This window comes from Arthrobacter sp. MMS24-S77 (assembly GCF_054888235.1).
In genome coordinates this window covers 2342904-2360003 of record NZ_JBTZRN010000001.1, presented here as the reverse complement: position 1 = coordinate 2360003, position 17100 = coordinate 2342904, and the positions used below count along the sequence as shown (strand labels likewise).

Genomic DNA, 17100 nt, shown 5'->3' with positions numbered 1-17100 from the left:
GCAAACCATGGACTGGTTAAGCACCATCACACGTACATTCTTCGATTTCGGCGCGATGGCCGAAGTCCTCCCGCAACTGCTCGGCGTGGGCTTGCTGAACACGCTGATCATCTCGGTGGCCGCAACCATCATCGGCGTCGCGCTGGGCATGGTTGTTGCCGTCATGGGGATCTCATCCTCCAAGTGGCTCCGCGTCCCGGCCCGTATTTACACCGATTTGTTCCGCGGCCTCCCGGCAATCCTCACCATCCTGCTGATCGGCCAAGGCTTCGCCCGGCTGAGCCAATCAATCTTCGGCCCCTCCCCCTACCCCCTCGGCATTATCGCGCTGAGCCTGATCGCCAGCGCGTATATCGGTGAGATCTTCCGCGCGGGCATCCAAAGCGTGGACAGGGGCCAAGGCGAGGCATGCCGCGCCTTGGGCATGAGCTATGCCAAATCCATGCGACTCGTGGTGGTGCCCCAAGGCATTCGCCGGGTGCTGCCGGCCCTGGTGAACCAGTTCATCGCGATCGTCAAGGATTCCTCGCTGGTGTATTTCCTCGGGCTGCTGGTCAGCGAACGCGAGCTCTTCCGTGTGGGCCAGGATGCAGCCGTGCTGTCCGGAAACCTCTCGCCACTGGTCATGGCCGGGGTGTTCTACCTCGTCATCACCGTGCCGCTCACTCACCTCGTGAACTACTTTGACAGCCGCTTCCGCACCGGCCGCCGTCGGCCAAGCGCGCCTAGCAGCGGACTGAAGGAAGTTACAGAACTCGATGCGGCATCGCCGCTGATCACCGGGAGCAACACATGAGCGCCAGCACCAGCACCAACAACACCACCGCCAGCGTCAAGACGTTCCACGGCTCCAGCCTTGAGCTAAAAGGCCTGACCATGGCGTACGGGGACATCGAAGTGCTGCGCAACGTCAGCCTGAACGTGGCACCCGGCACCACCACGTGCATCATCGGCCCCTCGGGATCCGGCAAGTCGACCCTGCTCCGTGGCGTCAACCGACTCCACGAACCCAAGAGCGGCGACGTCCTGCTGGCCGGTGAAAGCGCACTCAAGGTCAAACCGGACATCCTTCGCAGCCGTATCGGCATGGTGTTCCAGCACTTCAATCTCTTCCCCGACCACACCGCTCTTGAGAACGTGGCCCTGGCCCTGTGGAGCGTCAAGGGAATGTCCAAGGCCGCGGCCAGGGAGCGTGCACACCGCAGCCTCGCCGAAGTAGGCCTCGCCGAACGCGCCGACCACCGCCCCCGGGACCTCTCGGGGGGCCAGCAGCAACGCGTAGCCATTGCCCGTGCTTTGGCCATGGAGCCCGAAGTGATGCTCTTCGACGAGGCCACCAGCGCCCTGGACCCCGAGCTCGTCAAGGGTGTACTGAACCTGATGGCGGGCCTTGGACGCCGCGGCATGACCATGCTCGTGGTCACCCACGAAATGGGATTCGCCCGAAAAGTCGCCGACCAGGTGGTCTTCATGGACGAAGGAGAAGTTGTGGAGAGCGGTTCGCCCGCAGAACTCTTCGACAACCCCCGCAGTGAGCGGCTCCAGCGGTTCCTCTCGGAAGTCCTCTGATGCGGAACACCGCAGCGGCACCCATCCGAACCGCCGTCGTCGGCTTCGGGGTGTCCGGAAAGGTCTTTCACGCACCGCTTGTGGCAGCTGATCCCGGCTACTCGTTGGACGTCATCGTGACAGCTGATCCAAAACGCGCTGCGGAAGCGGCGAGGCTCTACCCCGGCGCCCGCGTCATCCCGACGCCGGAAGCTTTGTTCGAGCTGGCTCCTGGCCTTGACCTCGTGATCCTTGGCACTCCTCCGCTTACCCATTTCGACCTCGCCGCGACCGCGATAGCCCACGGCCTCCATGTGGTGGTGGATAAGCCTTTCGTGACGACCTCGGCTCACGGTGAAGAGCTCATCGCCAGAGCGTCCGACGGCGGGGTGCGGCTGACCGTTTTCCAGAACCGCCGGTGGGACGCCGACTTCCTGACACTCCGGAAGATCGTCCGGGAAGGTGGCCTGGGCGAGGTCCGAAGCTTCGAATCTCGGTTCGAGTGGTGGCGGCCCGAAGGCTTCGGCAATTGGCGGGACACAGTTTCTGTAGCCGAAGGGGGCGGCATCCTCCATGACCTCGGCGCCCACTTGATTGACCAGGCCATCCAACTATTCGGTCCCATTGATGACTGCTATGGCGAGACGGCAAACCATGGACCTTACAGGGACGGCGCAGACACAGAGGCGTTCGTATCGCTGCTGCACGGTTCAGGGGTGCGGACCAGGTTGTGGATGAACGGCATGGCAGCCCAAGCCGGTCCGCGCTTCCACGTCCTGGGTTCCAAGGCCGGATACACGAAATGGGGCTTGGACAGCCAAGAGCCGGCCCTTGCAGCCGGCATGCTCCCCTCCGATTCCGGCTACGGCGTTGAGCCGAAGAATTCATGGGGCGTCCTGGGGGCTGACGGAGTGAACGAGAGCGTTCCGGCCCAGAGGGGTTCCTACCCCCGGTTCTATGCCGAGCTCGCGATTGCCCTGCGCGGGGACGGACCGTTACCGGTCAACCCGATGGAGTCGCTCGAAACCCTCGGAATCATTGAAAGAATCCACGCCTTCGCGTAGCCAAATTTTCCAAACCATGCCGGGGCCCACCCTGCGCCACCAAACAACCCACGTTCCAAAGAAAGGGAGACCCATGTCCTCCACGCCCCCTACGAAAAATGTCGTCGTCCTTGGCGGCGGCATCCTGGGAGTCTCAACAGCGGTCCACCTGCTCCGCGAAGGCGCGTCAGTTGTGCTACTGACCGAGCGGGGCCTCGCCAGCGAGGCCAGCGGACGTTCGCTATCGTGGCTCAACTCCGCCGGAGAACGCTCCACCCCTTACCACCAGTTGCGGCTCGCCGGGGTCGACCGCTACCGCACACTCTTTGCCGCGGATCCCCACCGCGAGTGGCTGCAATTCGGCGGCGGTCTCATGTGGAACGCCGCCGGACAGCATGAAGTCACGGAAGCACGCCACGCTTACGAGAAGTCCGTCGGGTATGACTCCAAGCTGCTGAAGCCCGAAGAAATTGAATCCGCCACCCCCGGCATTAACGCAAGCGCTGTACCGGAAAGCGCAATTTTCAACCCCGGCGAGGGCTGGGTCAGCCTGCCGGACCTGGTGGAATTCCTCATGGAGGAGTTCCACGAACGAGGTGGCCGGCTGGTACTCAATGCCGGCAAAGCTTCGGTCACGGTCGACGGCGGCCGGGCCACCGGCGTCGAAACAGCAGCCGGCGAAACCTACGAAGCTGATGCCGTCCTGGTGGCCTGCGGTGCCGCAACCCCCGCCGTCGTCGCGCCTCTCGGCGTCGAAATCCCCAACGGCTCCCCCGTCTCCATGCTGGTGCTCACCAAGCCGGTGGACCACGAAGTGAAGGCCGTCATGAACACCCCCCGCGTCGCTATCCGGCCCAACCCCGGGAACACCTTTGCGCTGGACCACGACTGGTATGAAAAGCACATCACCGAACACCCAGACGGCTCCTTCAGCATCCCGGATGACGTCGTCCAGGAACTAGCCGATGAGGCGTCAAAGCTCCTCACCGGCAACCCCGCGCTGAAGCCGGCTTCCTGGAAGATCGGTTACAAGCCCATTCCCGGCGACGGCGAACCAGTTCTGGGCGAACTCGCCCAATTGCCGGGCTGCTTCGTAGCATTCACCCACTCCGGGGCCACGCTGGGACTCATCGTCGGCGAACTGCTCGCGGGCGAAATCTTCACCGGAAGGAAGCACCCCATGCTCTCAACATTCCGGCCGGGAAGATTCTCCTAGTTCCCGTCACAAACCGTCAATACGAGGCCATATTCATTGTTCTGGCTCCAACGCCGTGAACAATCCGGTTGCCCTCATTACTATTTAGAGTGGATGCGGGCAATCCCGGGCTCAGCCGGGACCGGCCGGGATGACCATTGGGGAGCTGGCAGTGTCGGAACCTTTAGAGTCTTTTGACCCATTCGGAGGGCCGGAAGCGGTGATGAACTTTGCGGCGGTCGGAAGTGACAACCTTGCGGCCCTCCGTAAGCAGGCACAAGGCATCATCGACGAAGTCCTCAGCGGTACCGAGCCGGACGGTGAGCACATACGAGCCAAACTGAAGGCCAGCATTGCCCGACATCCTGGCTTCCCGGAACTCGCCCTGCTCGAGCATTTGATGAATCGGAACCATTGACACCCGACTGGCTGCAGGGCGCTCACCCGTAACGCCCGGGTCTTACGGAGACCGGTTTGCGGAGGACCGGGGGGTTGCACACGTTTTACACAGGGTTTACCCACCCGGTCTTGTGAGCCGAAACGGAGCTGGCACAGACTGAATATGACGTGAAAGGCGATCCATGGCGATCGTTCAACCAAAGCAGCGGCTAAGGAATGCAGCGATGCTCCGTCCCGCTCCGTAGTGAAGCTGCTACGGAGCGGGATCCGCAGACCGGGAGGTAGTTGTGGCCGGCATGTTTGAAGTATTCGTTGACGGGGAGTCCCTTTTCAGGTTCCGCCTCACATCACCGGACGGAATGGTCATTGCTGTTTCGACGCCGTTCGAGGATAAGTCCGGGGTGGTCGCCGGCATCGCCGCGGCGCGCGAGTGTGCAGGAATGGGGCTGGTCACCGATCTTTGCCCGGTTGGGGGCGCGCTGGAACCGGCTCCGATGTCCCGTCCAAGCACGGTTCCGCAGAGCACGGTTCCGCAGAGCACGGTTCCCCAAAACGCGAATCCCCAAGCGTGTGACGAGCGGCGCAAGGCGAGCGATGGATTCCGCAGCCGCGCCAAGGAACTCCGGCGGGCGGCAACCGCGCCCAGATGGACCGGCGCAGCATAAGAATTCGACAAGGTCAGGACCGACGGCGCACTGGGGGACTCACCTGGGTCTCAGCAGGCGAGATGCGCCGCCGGCCGTTTTGGTCCACCCACAATTCTTCCACCGTTTTACCGCCATGGCCATCTTGGCCCGCAGTGGCAGTCAGTCGTTCCTGCGTGCTCGACTCGGCTGCACACGCGGCGGTTCGCCGGGCATCTTTGGGTAGTCAGGCGGGAACGGCAATTCCCCGAACCCCGCGCCCAGGTCGCGTTCCCACCATTGAAGCAGGAGGTCGATCCTCCCCGCTTTGGAGTTCATGTCACTCCACGGATCGCCAACGGCTTTCAACCTGCCGGGCACGGTGAGGATGGTGAAGTTCTTCGGGTCCGCAGATTCAAGTTCGTCCCACGTGATTGGACAGGAGACTGGAGCATGAGCGAGCGCCCTCGGACTGTACGCGCCGGCTATGGTCCGGTCACGGTTGGCTTGATTAAAATCGACGAACACCCGTTCACCTCGTTCTTCCTTCCACCAGGCCGTCGTGACCTTGTCCGGCATTCGGCGCTCGAGTTCCCGGGCGGCGGCAATGACGGCATGCCGTACGTCCAGGAACTCATGCGAAGGCTCGATCGGGGCATAGACGTGGAGCCCACGGTTTCCGGAGGTCTTGATGAAGGTGGTCAATCCAGCCTCCGCGAGCACGCCTTTCAGCGCAAGGGCCGCGGGAATCGCGTCGTCGAAATCTGTTCCGGGCTGCGGATCCAGGTCGATCCGCAGCTGGTCAGGGTTGTCCGTGTTTTCGACCCGCGAAGGCCAAGGGTGAAAGACCACCGTGTTCATTTGGACGGCCCACACGGCAGCGGCTGGCTCATCGAGCACCAATTGCGGATGCGAGCGCGCACTCGGATACACCACCTTCACGGATCGGATAAAGTCCGGTGTCCCTTTGGGCGGATTCTTGGAGAAGAACTGCTCGCCGTCGATATTGTCCGAAAAGCGCTGCAGCGAGACCGGCCGGTCGCCGTTTGCAGAGATGAATGGCTCCCCGACATCAACGATATAGCGCGCGAGATCCAGCTTGGTCAGGCCGAGCTCCGGCCAAAGGACCCGGCTAGGACTGGAGATCCGTATTTCGTGAGGACCGTTCGGACCGTCAACGGTGAGGATGGTTGCTTCGGTAGCCATGGGGACAAGCTACCCCGGCGCTACTCCAGTGTCAGCAGCTTGAAGGAAATCCGCATTCATCGGTCATCGCGACGGTTTGAGAACCATCGCCGAGCCTCCTCCGCGCCGCACTGGCTCTGCGGAAGCGATCATGAGCCCGCCGGGCCTGAACTCGATCGCTGTTGCCGCACCGATCTCCGCGGCCGAGGTGAAAGCATCACCTGATGGCGTGAACTGATGGCCAAACGGTGTCAGTTGACTCCCATACGCTGTGATGAAGTCCGGCTCGGCCGTCACTTTGGCGGTGTTCCGTTGCGAAGCACGCGGGGCAGCGATCGCGTCGGAGATGCTCATGCCCAAGTCCACCCTGTTCAGGATCGTCTGCAGCACGGTGGTGATGATGGTCGATCCACCGGGTGAACCGAGGGCGAGGAACGGCTTGCCGTCCTTGAGGATAATAGTCGGGGACATCGATGAGCGCGGGCGCTTCCCCGGCTCGATCCGGTTTGGATCAGCCGCGTTGTAGACGGTCGAGAAATCGGTCAGCTCGTTGTTGAGCAGGAACCCACGCCCGGGCACCACGATGCCCGATCCTCCGGTCTGCTCGATGGTAAGCGTGTACTCAACCACGTTTCCCCATTTGTCCGCGACCGTCATGTTGGTTGTCGAGATGTTTTCGGTGTCCTTCTCAGCGGCGAGCGCGGCAGCGGACGCCGGGCACACGCCGTCGTACCCGGACACGTCCCCCGGTGCGACGGGCTTCGTGGCCGCGTGCAGAGGGTCGATCTGGCAGGCGCGTTCCTTGCCGAAGACCGGGTCGGTGAGCGCGTTCGTAGGAACATCGACGAAGGCAGGGTCCCCAACGTACTTTCCACGGTCGGCGAACGCGAGCGCGCTCGCTTCAAGGTAGTGGTGCAGGGCGGCGGGCTTGGACATCTCGGAGAGGTTGACGGTGTCCAGGATGTTGAGCGCCTCGCCCACTGTGGTGCCCCCGCTGCTCGACGGCGCCATGCCGTAGACATCGAGGCCGCGGTAGTCGACGTGGGTGGGCGCCTGGTCCAGGGGTTTGTACGCGGCGAGGTCGCCCGTAGTCATGTGCCCCACGGGGATCGGTAGCGTGGTGGTGGCTGTTTTCGGCGGTGCCTGGACTGTTGCGGCGATCTCGGCTGCCAGCGGGCCGCCGTAGAAGGCGCTGATGCCCTGCTTCGCGAGGAGCCGGTACGTCGCGGCGAGGTCGTGGTTCTGGAAGACGCTTCCAACGGCGGGTGCGTCGCCTCCTGGGAGGAACAGCTTGCTCGTGGAGCTGAACGCCCCGAAGCGGAGCTTGTTGTCGAGAGTCTGTTGGCGGAAGGTTTGGTCAACGACGAAGCCCCGTGTCGCGACCTTGATGGCCGGCTGGAGCGCATCGCCGAGGCTCAACGTACCCCAACGGTCCAGAGCGCGCTCCCAGGTCGCCGCTGTGCCGGGGACGCCTACGGAGACGCCACTGGTGACGAGCTCGGGCGTGAAGTTGTAGGGCTTTCCGGTCTTCGGATCGATGAACGCGTCGTGCGGCATCGCAGCCGGTGCGGTCTCGCGGCCGTCGATGGTGCCGATCTTTCCGGTCTTCGCGTTGTAGAACACGAAGTATCCGCCACCGCCGATCCCGGCGCTGTACGGTTCGGTCACCCCAAGGGTTGCGGCCGCGGCGACGGCGGCGTCGGCTGCGTTGCCGCCCTTGCGCAGGACCTCGATCGCCGCAGCGGATGCCTCGGGGTCTACTGTGCTTACCGCGCCGCCATATCCCGTGGCGGTGGCGGTCTTTTCAGTCTGGCGCGGATCGGCAAAGGCGGGACTGGCAACGGCACCGCTCGTCACGCTCAGCGCGAGGACTGCCGTCATGGTGGCCAGTCGAAGTCTTGCATGTGGCATGGTGGCTCCCCCATCAAGGTTGTGCGGGTTGGCGGTGTGGCCACCCTACTCCGCGGTGGTGCGAGGCTCAACGGGTGCAGGCAATCTCTTGGATGCCAGCAATCTCTGCAAACCATTGACAAACTTGTACAAGATTTTCAATACTTGCAGAACAAGGTTTCAACGAAGCAACTGGAGGACAGATGTCGGCAAAACTCACGGATGTCGCAAAGCTGGCGGGAGTGTCCCTGGCAACAGCTTCGCGGGCATTCGGAGATCCCGGACGACTGGCCGCGGAGACGCGGCAGAAGGTCATGGCCGCAGCGGAGCAACTCGGCTACGACGTGCCCGGAGTGACCGGCAGCCGGACATTCGGCGTCATCGTCCCTGATGTCTCCAACGCAGTCTTCGCGGCCCTGATCAAGGCCATACAGGACCAGGCATGGCATGGCCGGCACCGGATGGTCTTGGCCGACACCGCCGAATCCTCCTCGCGCGAACGCGCCCATCTTGAGTCCTTCTCGACGGGGGTGGACGGCATCATCCTCTGTTCGCCCCGCTTGCCGTCGGAGCAGATCCACGAACTCGCCGGCAGCGCCCCGCTCGTGGTCATCAACGGCGAAGCCGAGCACGCGGCACGTGTACTCATGGAAGCCGGCGAAGGAATCCGCCAAGCCATAGAACACCTCTACGCCCTCGGCCACCGCAAACTCGCCTACATCCCCGGACCGGCGTCGTCATGGGCAAACGGCCAGCGCAGCGCCGCCATCACCCGCTTCTGCACTGTTTGGGGGATTGAACTCGTCACCGTCGGGAACCAAAACGCAACGGTCGACGGCGGACTGGCGGCAGCGGCGTCAGTAGTCGCCAGCGGTGCCACCGCAGTCATCGCGTACAACGACCTCGTCGCTATCGGCATGCTCGCGGGGGCCCGGACTCTCGGCTACCACTGCCCGGAAGACATCAGCGTTGTCGGCATCGACGACCTTGACATCGCCGCCGCGGCCGAACCGGGACTTACCTCTGTCCGAGTACCCATTGACCGAAGCGGTGCCCTCAGCCTCGAACTCCTCCTTGAGCAGATGGCCGGAAAGCCGATAGCCACGGAAGCCGTCCACCTCAGCTCCCAACTCATCGTGCGTGGCTCCACATTTGCCGCGCGCACCGCCGAGCAAGCCCTCCAGGGAAAGTAACCATGAGAATAGTCATCGCAGACCCCAATCTGATGCCCCAGCGGTCCACCTTCGAGGCCGCCCTTCCTGGGGGATCCCTCACCTCCTGGCACGATAGCTGGAATGAGCACGCCGTCCTGACCGACCTCAAGGACGCAGACGTCTATGTGGGTCCACGCTTCACCGAGGACATGGGCGCAGCCGCCAGCCAGCTGCGGTTGGTCCACGTGGGAGGTGCCGGTTACGACGGCATCGACGCCGATGCTTTGCCCGCCGGGGCGGTCTGCGCCAACACCTTCCACCACGAAAGCTCCATTGCCGAACACATCGCCGCGGTCCTGGTGGCCCTGCGCCGCAACCTGATCGTCCAGGACGCGGCTCTCCGGAGCGGCGTCTGGGCTTCCTCCGTTTACTCCCCCGAGATCCGCCAGCCGGAGACGCTTCGCGGGGCCGTCGTGACATTCCTCGGGTTCGGGCACATCGGTGGCGCGGCATGGGCGCTCCTCAAAGCCTTCGGCGCTGAAGGCATCGCCATTACCCGAAGCGGCAGTGTGAACGCCCAGGCCAACTCCCTGCGCTGGGCCGGCGCTACCGAAAGGCTTGGCGAGGCACTCAGTGAATCGGACATCCTGGTGGTCAGCATCCCGCTCTCGGAGCAGACCACCGGCATCATCAGCGCAGCTGAACTCGACGACCTTGGCCCGGACGGATTACTGGTCAACATTGCCCGCGGACCCGTCGTTGATGAAACCGCGCTCTACGAAGCCCTGAAAGACCGTCGGATCGCGGGGGCCGCGATCGACGTCTGGTACCAATACCCGGGCACCGACGGCCGGGGCGAACCATCCACCCTTCCGTTCGGACGATTGGACAACATCATCATGACCCCGCATTCCTCCGGCGTCACCGCGGAGACCTTCCGCAGCCGCGCGCTCGAGATCGCCGAAAACATCACCCGCCTTTCCAAAAACGAACCGCTGAAGAATGTAGTGATTTCCCGATGACCCGAAAAATCGTCGACGTCGACGTCCTGGTAACCAGCCCCAGCCGCAACTTCGTCACGCTCAAGATCACCACCGACGACGGCCTGGTCGGTTGGGGTGACGCCACCCTGAACGGCCGCGAACTCTCCGTCGCGAGCTACCTCCGCGATCACCTCGGCCCAGCCCTCTTGGGCAGGGACGCAGACCGCATCGAAGACACCTGGCAATACTTCTACAAAGGGGCCTACTGGCGCCGCGGTCCGGTGACCATGGCCGCAATCGGCGCCATCGACCTCGCTCTCTGGGACATCAAGGGCAAGGCCCTCGGCGTTCCGGTCTACCAGCTCCTCGGCGGCGCGGCCCGCGACAAGATCCTCACCTACACGCACGCCACCGGCTGGGACCTGCCGGAACTGCTGGACTCGATAGACCAACGCCGCGAGCAAGGCTTCCGCGCCGTCCGTGCACAGTCGGGCGTCCCTGGCCTGTCAAAGGTCTACGGCGTCACCAAGGGTGCAGCGAGTTACGAACCCGCCGGTCGCGGCGCCGGACCTGTCGAAGAAGACTGGGACACCTCGACCTACCTGCGCCACGCACCAAAGATCCTGTCCGCAGTCCGTGAACACGTCGGCCCCGAGCTCAAGTTGCTCCACGATGTCCACCACCGCCTCAACCCCACCGAGGCGGCCCGGTTGGCGCGCTCCTTGGAAGACGTGGACCTGTTCTGGCTGGAGGACGTCACCCCCGCCGAGAACCAACGCCTGCTCCGTACGCTGCGTCAGCAGACCACCATCCCGCTGGCCATCGGCGAAGTCTTCAACACCGTCTGGGATGCCGAGTTGCTCATCACTGAACGGCTCATCGACTACATCCGCACCGCCGTCGTGCACGCCGGAGGGATCTCCCACGTCCGCAAGATCCTGGCACTCGCCGAGGTCTACCAGATCAAGGGCGCCCCGCACGGGCCTTCCGATGTCTCCCCCATCAACCTCTCGGCATCGCTGCACCTCGGCCTGGCGACGAGCAACTTCGCCATCCAGGAATACATGGGCTACGACCCCAAGGTGTCCGAGGTCTTCCAATCCAGCTTCCGCTTCGAAGACGGCTACCTACACCCTGGCGACGAGCCTGGGCTGGGCGTCCACGTGGACGAAGAAGCCGCAGCCCGCTTCCCGTACGCGCAGGCCTACCTGCCCATCGCCCGGGAGCTCGACGGCTCCATGAAGGACTGGTGATCCATGGCCACGTCAAGCCTCCTGCCGCTGAACGCCGAAACGCCTGGAATCCTGCACCGAATGGAAGCTCCCGCCCCGGGCATCGTGCACCTCGGCCTGGGCAACTTCCACCGCGCCCACCAAGCGGTCTACACGGAAGCCGCCATGGCCGCCCAGGGCGGTGACTGGGGAATCATCGGAATTTCCAGCCGTTCCTCAGCCATCACCGATGCCATGCATGCCCAAGACATGCTCTACACCGTCGTCGAGATCTCGCCCGAGGGATCGAAATTCTCGACGCCACGCGTGCATACGGACGCCTTCGTCGCGGCACGGGAACCCCAACGGGTCGTAGCCGCCATTGGCGCCGAGACCACGCGCATCGTGTCCCTAACGGTCACCGAAAACGGCTACACCTACAGCCCGGCAACGGGATCGCTCAACGTCGCCGATCTTGATGTCCGGCACGACCTCTCAAACGCCTCAGTCCCCCGCACTCCGATCGGGCAGATCGTCCGCGGGCTCCAGTACCGGGCACGGACACACGGCAAGCCGCTGACAGTCCTCAGCTGCGACAACCTCGCGGACAACGGACACCACACTCAGCGGCTTGTCCGCGAATTCGCTTCACTGCTGCCAGCCCCCGAGGCCGCCGAAACGCTGCCGTGGATCGACGCGAATGTAACGTTTCCGTCTTCCATGGTGGACCGGATCGTGCCAGCCACGACGGATCACTACCGCAGTCTCGTCGCCGAGCAACTCGGCTACGCGGACCGGATCCCCGTGCCCGCCGAGCCGTTCACAATGTGGATCTTAGAGGACAAGTTCATAGCCGGCCGCCCTGCCTGGGAGGCCGGAGGCGCTATCTTTACCGACGACGTCGCGGCCTACGAGCAGCTCAAGGTCAGGCTGCTGAACGGGACCCATTCGCTGATCGCCTACCTCGGGGCGTTGTCCGGTGCAGCCACCATTCCTGACGCCACTGCCACGGACTACATCGAGGCAGCGGCCCGCCGCGTACTCCGCGATGAGTATCTGCCGAGCGTTACTGTGCCCGCAGCCGTCGACGTCGACGCCTACGAGGAGCAACTCTTCTCACGGTGGCGCAACTCTGCATTGGGGCACCGGACCAGCCAGGTGGGCAGCGATGGTTCCGTCAAGCTCCGCCAACGGATCCCGATCCCGGCCTTGGAAATGCTCGACGCCGGCGCCATGCCCCACTACCTCGCCCTCACTGCAGCGGCGTATTTGTCATGCATCGCGCCCCTGCAGGGGTTCGACCCCGGCAAGCACGCCAACGAAATGCAAGACCCCGCCCGGGAAACACTCCAAGGGCTCGCAGCACGATCCAGCTCGGGACGGGACCTCGCCGCCAAAGTACTCGGCGAACACCACCTCTTGGGTGACGAACTCGCGATGCGTGAAGACTTCATCCGCCGCACCGGCGAGCTGATTGACATCATCCACCGGCAGGGTCCGCTTGCCGCCGCCAACGCGTCAGCCCAGGCGACCTCCCTCCTTCCCGCACAGACCCGGAGCATCCAATGACCACACAAGTAATCCGCCGCACCGACGGACCTTCGCTGCCGCTCGCCACGGAGGCAGCCGTCCTTCACGGTGCGGGCGACATCCGCATCGAGCGGAAAGCCCTGAAGCCCCTGGGACCCAACGATGTACTCGTCGAAATGCGCTCGGGCGGAATCTGCGGCTCGGACATGCACTACTTCGCTGACGGCCGCAACGGTACCAACATCCTCCGCCAGCCCACCGTCCTCGGCCATGAGGGAGCCGGCGTCGTCGTTGCGGCCGGTGAGGCGGTCAGCGTTGCCGCGGGCACCGCCGTCGTGATTGAACCCGCACTGCCCTGCCGGAAGTGCCCCACGTGTCTCTCCGGACGCTACAACCTCTGCCCCACGGGGACGTGCTTCGGCTCCCCGCCCACCGACGGGCTGTTCGCCCGCCACGTGGTGGTTCCCGAAGCCGCCCTTCACGAACTGCCGGACAGCATCCCGGCCGAGATCGGGGCAGCGATCGAACCGCTCGCCGTCGCGGTCTGGGCGGTTGAACGGGCGCAGGTCCAGGCCGGGCACCGTGTGCTGATCACGGGTGCTGGCCCGATAGGGCTCCTCGTCGCGCAAGTGGCGGCGTCCCGGGGAGCGTCGGAGGTGATCGTGACGGACGTCAACGACGACCGCTTGGCCGTCGCGGCGGCATTCGGCGCAACCCGCACCATCAACACCTCGGCTACGGTCTTGGAGTTGAAAGACATGGATCGCCTGATCGAATGCTCCGGCAACACCCATGCCCTGGCCGATGGCATCCAGACCTTGGCGCCTGCCGCGCGCGCCACAGTGGTGGGCCAGGCTCGTCCCACCGTTGACGGGATCCCGCTCGGCTTCCTCCAACGCTACGAGATCGACCTCGTGACCGCGTTCCGGTACTCCAACGCCTTCCCGACGGCGATCCAGCTCGCCGCATCGGGGGTTGTGGACCTCCGGTCCATCATCACTTCCACGTTTCCCCTCGCCAACGTCGAGGCCGCACTCACGGCCCCAGTGACAGACCCCACCAACCTCAAAGTCCTCATCACCTACTGACTCGGCCCACGTACGGGCCAGCGGACATCCATTCAAAGGAGTATGGAAATGACCACAGCAGCAAACCTTCCGCCCACGTCGGTGGACCAAAGCAAGGTCCGGAAGGCCGCCGTCGCCGGACTCATCGGCACCACCCTGGAACTCTACGACTTCGTCATTTATGGAACGGCGTCGGCGCTGGTCTTCAGCAAGCTCTTCTTCCCCAACATTTCCCCCGCCGCGGCACTGTTGGCCAGCTTCAGCACCTTCGCCGTCGGATTCCTGTTCCGCCCCCTCGGCGGGATCTTCTTCTCCCACTTCGGTGATCGCCTCGGCCGCAAATGGATCCTCGTGGTCACCCTCCTCCTCATGGGCGGAGCCACCCTGGCGATCGGGCTCCTTCCGACCTTTGAGCAGATCGGGCTCCTCGCCCCCGTCCTGCTGTGCCTCTGCCGCGCAGCCCAGGGCTTCGGCGCCGGTGCCGAACAATCAGGCGGTGCAACCCTGCTCACTGAGTCCGCAGCGCCCGGCACCCGAGGCAAGCTGGCCTCCCTCATCATGGTTGGTGCAGCCGCCGGAACTGCGCTCGGCGCACTCGTGTGGATCGCGGCCCAGTCCCTTGCGCCTAACGACATGCTCACGTGGGGCTGGAGGCTCGTCTTCCTCTCCAGCATCTTCGTCACCATCGCCGCTCTGGTCATCCGGCGCAAGCTGGACGAATCACCGGTCTTCGAGGAGATCAAGCAGGCCCGCACGGAGCCGCCGGCACCCCTCAGGGAAGTCGCCAAGTACGGCAAAGCCAACGTACTCCGCGTCATCCTGATGAACCTCGGCGTCAGCACCCAGTCCTACACCATCCAGGTGTTCATGGCCTCCTACTTGATCAGCGTGATCGGGACAGACCCGAAGTTCATCCCTCCCGTGCTCCTCATCGGATCGCTCTGTGGCGGCGTGGCGGCTGTGTCCTTCGGAATCCTGTCCGACAAGATCGGGCGCCGGCGCGTCGTCTCCCTCATTACCGGGGCGCTCATCCTCTTCCCCGCCCCCGCATTCCTGCTGCTGACCACCGGCTCCCCGGTTGCCATCGTGTTGGTGATGATCATCGGTTTCATGCTGGCGTGCCAAGGCGTGGTGGGCGTGCACATGAGCTACTTCCCGGAGATCTTCGGCAGCCGTTACCGCTACGCAGGCGTCACTTTGGGCCGCGAGTTCTCCTCGATCATCGGCGGGGGTATCGCTCCGATGATCTGCGCCGCTCTACTGGGCATGTTCAGCAACTCCTGGATTCCTGTGGCGATCTACATGTCCGTGACCATGATCATCAGCTTCATCGCCACCCGCATGTCGCCGGAAACCCTCAACCGCGACTTGACGGACCCTGAGGACGCCGCGCACAGCAAAAGCGGTGTTGTCCCCGTGACCTCCGAAGCGCAGCACGTCCAGTAATACCCGACGGTCTTCCGACGGCGGCGAGTGCCGCCGTCGGAAGACCCCGCCAACCAACCACCGCACGAAGGACATCAATGTTCCGTCTCGAAACCCCGGACACCAACTCCCGTCCGGCACCGTCCGCCATCCTCCGCGACACCAGGGTCGTGGCAGTGCTGAGGGCCCGGCACGCCAAGGACTACACCCCCGTGATCGAAGCCCTCCGGGACGGCGATGTGCTCAGTATCGAACTGACGCTGAGCACGCCGGGAGTATTCGAGGAGCTTCCGCTACTGCACGAGCGGTTCGGCGACTCGGTTGAAATCGGCGTCGGCACTGTGACGACTGCTGACGAGGCCGAAACGGCACTCGACCTGGGCGCCATGTACATCGTCACGCCCATCACCGAACCGGGCGTCATCGAAGCGTGCACACAGCGCGGCGTACCGGTCTTCCCCGGCGGACTGACCCCTACCGAGCTCCACACCGCTTGGAACCTGGGCGCCACCGCCGTCAAAGTCTTTCCCGCTTCCACCGTAGGACCCGGCTACGTGTCCCAACTGCGCGGCCCCTTCCGGGAGATCCAAGTGGTCCCTTCCGGCGGCGTCGACATCGATGACGTCCCGGCATGGATCCGCGCGGGCGCATTGGCAGTCAGCCTCGGAGGTCCACTGTTGGGCGATGCTTTCAAGGGCGGGAGCTTGCCTGAGTTGACCGCTCGGGCGCGACGGGTCCGAAACCTCGTTGATGAGGCACGTGGATCCCTATGAGTCACGGAACATATGTGCTCACCCTCGGCGAAACCATGGCGCTCATGGCCTCGGACAAGGCCGGCCCGCTGGCCCATGCGTCCACCATGAGCCTCGGCATCGGAGGGTCCGAGTCCAATGTCGCCATCGGCCTGCAACGCTTGGGTGTCCAAGCTGTCTGGTGTGGCCGTGTGGGAGCGGATTCCCTCGGCCAGCTCGTGCAACGGGAGATCCGCGCCGAGGGCGTGGATGTCCGCGCCACGGTGGACGACGAGGCGCCGACGGGCCTGATGATCAAGGAACGCCGGACCCCCACAGCCCAGAAGGTTGCCTACTACCGTTCCGACAGTGCAGGCTCGCGGATTGCGCCCGACGACGTCGACGAACGGCTGATTGCCGGGGCCGCATTGCTCCACGTCAGCGGGATCACCCCGGCACTCTCCCCGCAGGCAGCTTCCACCCTTCGCTACGCCATCGCCGCAGCCGGAGCATCCGGCGTTCCGGTCTCCTTCGACCTGAACTACCGCAGCAAGCTATGGGACGCCGACACCGCCGGAAGGGCCTACCGCGAGGTCATCCCGCAGGTGGACATCGTGTTCGCCGGCCTCGAGGAGGCGCAGCTCGCCGTCGGACCAGCCGGCGACGCCGAAGAAGCAGCCAGGCTCATTGCCGCGATGGGCCCAAGCCAAGTGGTTATCAAGTTGGGCGCCAATGGCGCACTGGCATACATCGACGGCCAACTCTTCAGACAGGAAGCCATGGCAATCGACGCCCTAGACACCGTGGGCGCGGGAGACGCGTTCGTGGCCGGCTACTTGGCCGAATTCGTCGAGGGACGCGAGCCCAGGCAGCGTCTTCAAACTGCCGTAAGCACCGGCGCATTTGTTTGCCTGGTACCGGGCGACTGGGAAGGGCTCCCGCGCCGCGAAGAATTGCAGCTTCTGGGCAACCATGAACCGGTCAGCCGATGACCGGGTTTTTCGTCGGTGCCTAGGCGGCCGCGCCGAGCCTGCCCGAACGTAACCTTCCCACTCGGCCTGGCGATTACATCACTGGGGCGTGTGTCTACGGCCAGCACGTACGCCTAGACTGTAC

The 17100-nt window shown here is 64.2% G+C and carries 16 protein-coding genes; 14 read left to right on the top strand and 2 right to left on the bottom strand.

Annotated elements, in window-relative coordinates; translation table 11 throughout:
• The first annotated feature begins 7 nt into the window (after positions 1 to 7).
• The 6 genes from ACX5I4_RS10780 (at position 8) to ACX5I4_RS10755 (ending at position 4850) form a co-directional block, all read left to right on the top strand.
• Positions 8 to 796 (top strand): amino acid ABC transporter permease, encoded by a 789-nt coding sequence (locus ACX5I4_RS10780; RefSeq protein ID WP_461836659.1) that lies wholly within the window; start codon positions 8 to 10, stop codon positions 794 to 796.
• Positions 793 to 1569 (top strand): amino acid ABC transporter ATP-binding protein, encoded by a 777-nt coding sequence (locus ACX5I4_RS10775; protein ID WP_461836658.1) that lies wholly within the window; start codon positions 793 to 795, stop codon positions 1567 to 1569. Before ACX5I4_RS10780 ends, ACX5I4_RS10775 begins: the two co-directional genes overlap by 4 nt.
• On the top strand, positions 1569 to 2612 hold the full coding sequence (locus ACX5I4_RS10770; RefSeq protein WP_461836657.1) for a Gfo/Idh/MocA family protein: 1044 nt from the start codon (positions 1569 to 1571) through the stop codon (positions 2610 to 2612). Before ACX5I4_RS10775 ends, ACX5I4_RS10770 begins: the two co-directional genes overlap by 1 nt.
• Positions 2613 to 2685: 73 nt before the next feature.
• On the top strand, positions 2686 to 3807 hold the full coding sequence (locus ACX5I4_RS10765) for an NAD(P)/FAD-dependent oxidoreductase (RefSeq protein ID WP_461836656.1): 1122 nt from the start codon (positions 2686 to 2688) through the stop codon (positions 3805 to 3807).
• A gap of 202 nt (positions 3808 to 4009) precedes the next feature.
• Positions 4010 to 4204, top strand: coding sequence for a hypothetical protein (locus ACX5I4_RS10760; RefSeq protein ID WP_461836655.1), 195 nt, complete (start codon positions 4010 to 4012; stop codon positions 4202 to 4204).
• Positions 4205 to 4481: 277 nt separating this feature from the next.
• Positions 4482 to 4850 carry a YegP family protein gene (locus tag ACX5I4_RS10755; RefSeq protein ID WP_461836654.1) on the top strand — a complete coding sequence of 123 codons (369 nt, stop codon included), beginning with the start codon at positions 4482 to 4484 and terminating at the stop codon, positions 4848 to 4850.
• 141 nt (positions 4851 to 4991) lie between these two features.
• Here the strand turns inward: ACX5I4_RS10755 and ligD are convergent, their stop codons facing one another.
• Positions 4992 to 6014, bottom strand: a complete 1023-nt coding sequence (gene ligD / locus ACX5I4_RS10750; RefSeq protein WP_461836653.1) for a non-homologous end-joining DNA ligase — start codon at positions 6012 to 6014, stop codon at positions 4992 to 4994.
• A 63-nt stretch (positions 6015 to 6077) separates the two neighbouring features.
• Positions 6078 to 7904: a gamma-glutamyltransferase gene (gene ggt / locus ACX5I4_RS10745; RefSeq protein ID WP_461836652.1), complete on the bottom strand. Its 1827-nt coding sequence runs from the start codon at positions 7902 to 7904 to the stop codon at positions 6078 to 6080.
• 182 nt (positions 7905 to 8086) lie between these two features.
• On the opposite strand from ggt, the gene ACX5I4_RS10740 reads away from it, so the two are divergent.
• From ACX5I4_RS10740 to ACX5I4_RS10705, 8 genes are all read left to right on the top strand, one after another.
• Positions 8087 to 9076, top strand: coding sequence for a LacI family DNA-binding transcriptional regulator (locus tag ACX5I4_RS10740; RefSeq protein ID WP_461836651.1), 990 nt, complete (start codon positions 8087 to 8089; stop codon positions 9074 to 9076).
• A gap of 2 nt (positions 9077 to 9078) precedes the next feature.
• On the top strand, positions 9079 to 10059 hold the full coding sequence (locus ACX5I4_RS10735; protein WP_461836650.1) for a 2-hydroxyacid dehydrogenase: 981 nt from the start codon (positions 9079 to 9081) through the stop codon (positions 10057 to 10059).
• Positions 10056 to 11273, top strand: coding sequence for a D-mannonate dehydratase ManD (gene manD, locus ACX5I4_RS10730; protein WP_461836649.1), 1218 nt, complete (start codon positions 10056 to 10058; stop codon positions 11271 to 11273). The genes ACX5I4_RS10735 and manD overlap by 4 nt, the downstream gene beginning before the upstream one ends.
• Before the next feature lie 3 nt (positions 11274 to 11276).
• Positions 11277 to 12800, top strand: a complete 1524-nt coding sequence (locus ACX5I4_RS10725; RefSeq protein ID WP_461836648.1) for a mannitol dehydrogenase family protein — start codon at positions 11277 to 11279, stop codon at positions 12798 to 12800.
• Positions 12797 to 13849: an NAD(P)-dependent alcohol dehydrogenase gene (locus ACX5I4_RS10720; protein WP_461836647.1), complete on the top strand. Its 1053-nt coding sequence runs from the start codon at positions 12797 to 12799 to the stop codon at positions 13847 to 13849. Before ACX5I4_RS10725 ends, ACX5I4_RS10720 begins: the two co-directional genes overlap by 4 nt.
• Positions 13850 to 13897: 48 nt before the next feature.
• A complete protein-coding gene (locus tag ACX5I4_RS10715; RefSeq protein ID WP_461836646.1) occupies positions 13898 to 15274 on the top strand; it encodes an MFS transporter in 1377 nt (458 codons plus the stop codon).
• A 77-nt stretch (positions 15275 to 15351) separates the two neighbouring features.
• Complete coding sequence (locus ACX5I4_RS10710; RefSeq protein WP_461836645.1) at positions 15352 to 16026, top strand: bifunctional 4-hydroxy-2-oxoglutarate aldolase/2-dehydro-3-deoxy-phosphogluconate aldolase; 675 nt, start codon at positions 15352 to 15354, stop codon at positions 16024 to 16026.
• Complete coding sequence (locus ACX5I4_RS10705) at positions 16023 to 16976, top strand: sugar kinase (protein ID WP_461836644.1); 954 nt, start codon at positions 16023 to 16025, stop codon at positions 16974 to 16976. Before ACX5I4_RS10710 ends, ACX5I4_RS10705 begins: the two co-directional genes overlap by 4 nt.
• Positions 16977 to 17100 lie beyond the last annotated feature (124 nt).

What these genes read in the sequence shown, in the direction of transcription:
- ACX5I4_RS10735 (WP_461836650.1), top strand. Translation starts at nt 9,079, where the DNA reads ATGAGAATAGTCATCGCAGACCCCAATCTGATGCCCCAGCGGTCCACC.
- ACX5I4_RS10765 (WP_461836656.1), top strand. Translation starts at nt 2,686, where the DNA reads ATGTCCTCCACGCCCCCTACGAAAAATGTCGTCGTCCTTGGCGGCGGC.
- ACX5I4_RS10780 (WP_461836659.1), top strand. Translation starts at nt 8, where the DNA reads ATGGACTGGTTAAGCACCATCACACGTACATTCTTCGATTTCGGCGCG.
- ACX5I4_RS10775 (WP_461836658.1), top strand. Translation starts at nt 793, where the DNA reads ATGAGCGCCAGCACCAGCACCAACAACACCACCGCCAGCGTCAAGACG.
- ACX5I4_RS10715 (WP_461836646.1), top strand. Translation starts at nt 13,898, where the DNA reads ATGACCACAGCAGCAAACCTTCCGCCCACGTCGGTGGACCAAAGCAAG.
- ACX5I4_RS10770 (WP_461836657.1), top strand. Translation starts at nt 1,569, where the DNA reads ATGCGGAACACCGCAGCGGCACCCATCCGAACCGCCGTCGTCGGCTTC.
- ACX5I4_RS10755 (WP_461836654.1), top strand. Translation starts at nt 4,482, where the DNA reads ATGTTTGAAGTATTCGTTGACGGGGAGTCCCTTTTCAGGTTCCGCCTC.
- ACX5I4_RS10710 (WP_461836645.1), top strand. Translation starts at nt 15,352, where the DNA reads ATGTTCCGTCTCGAAACCCCGGACACCAACTCCCGTCCGGCACCGTCC.
- ACX5I4_RS10760 (WP_461836655.1), top strand. Translation starts at nt 4,010, where the DNA reads ATGAACTTTGCGGCGGTCGGAAGTGACAACCTTGCGGCCCTCCGTAAG.
- ggt (WP_461836652.1), bottom strand. Translation starts at nt 7,904, where the DNA reads ATGCCACATGCAAGACTTCGACTGGCCACCATGACGGCAGTCCTCGCG.
- ACX5I4_RS10740 (WP_461836651.1), top strand. Translation starts at nt 8,087, where the DNA reads ATGTCGGCAAAACTCACGGATGTCGCAAAGCTGGCGGGAGTGTCCCTG.
- manD (WP_461836649.1), top strand. Translation starts at nt 10,056, where the DNA reads ATGACCCGAAAAATCGTCGACGTCGACGTCCTGGTAACCAGCCCCAGC.
- ligD (WP_461836653.1), bottom strand. Translation starts at nt 6,014, where the DNA reads ATGGCTACCGAAGCAACCATCCTCACCGTTGACGGTCCGAACGGTCCT.
- ACX5I4_RS10705 (WP_461836644.1), top strand. Translation starts at nt 16,023, where the DNA reads ATGAGTCACGGAACATATGTGCTCACCCTCGGCGAAACCATGGCGCTC.
- ACX5I4_RS10725 (WP_461836648.1), top strand. Translation starts at nt 11,277, where the DNA reads ATGGCCACGTCAAGCCTCCTGCCGCTGAACGCCGAAACGCCTGGAATC.
- ACX5I4_RS10720 (WP_461836647.1), top strand. Translation starts at nt 12,797, where the DNA reads ATGACCACACAAGTAATCCGCCGCACCGACGGACCTTCGCTGCCGCTC.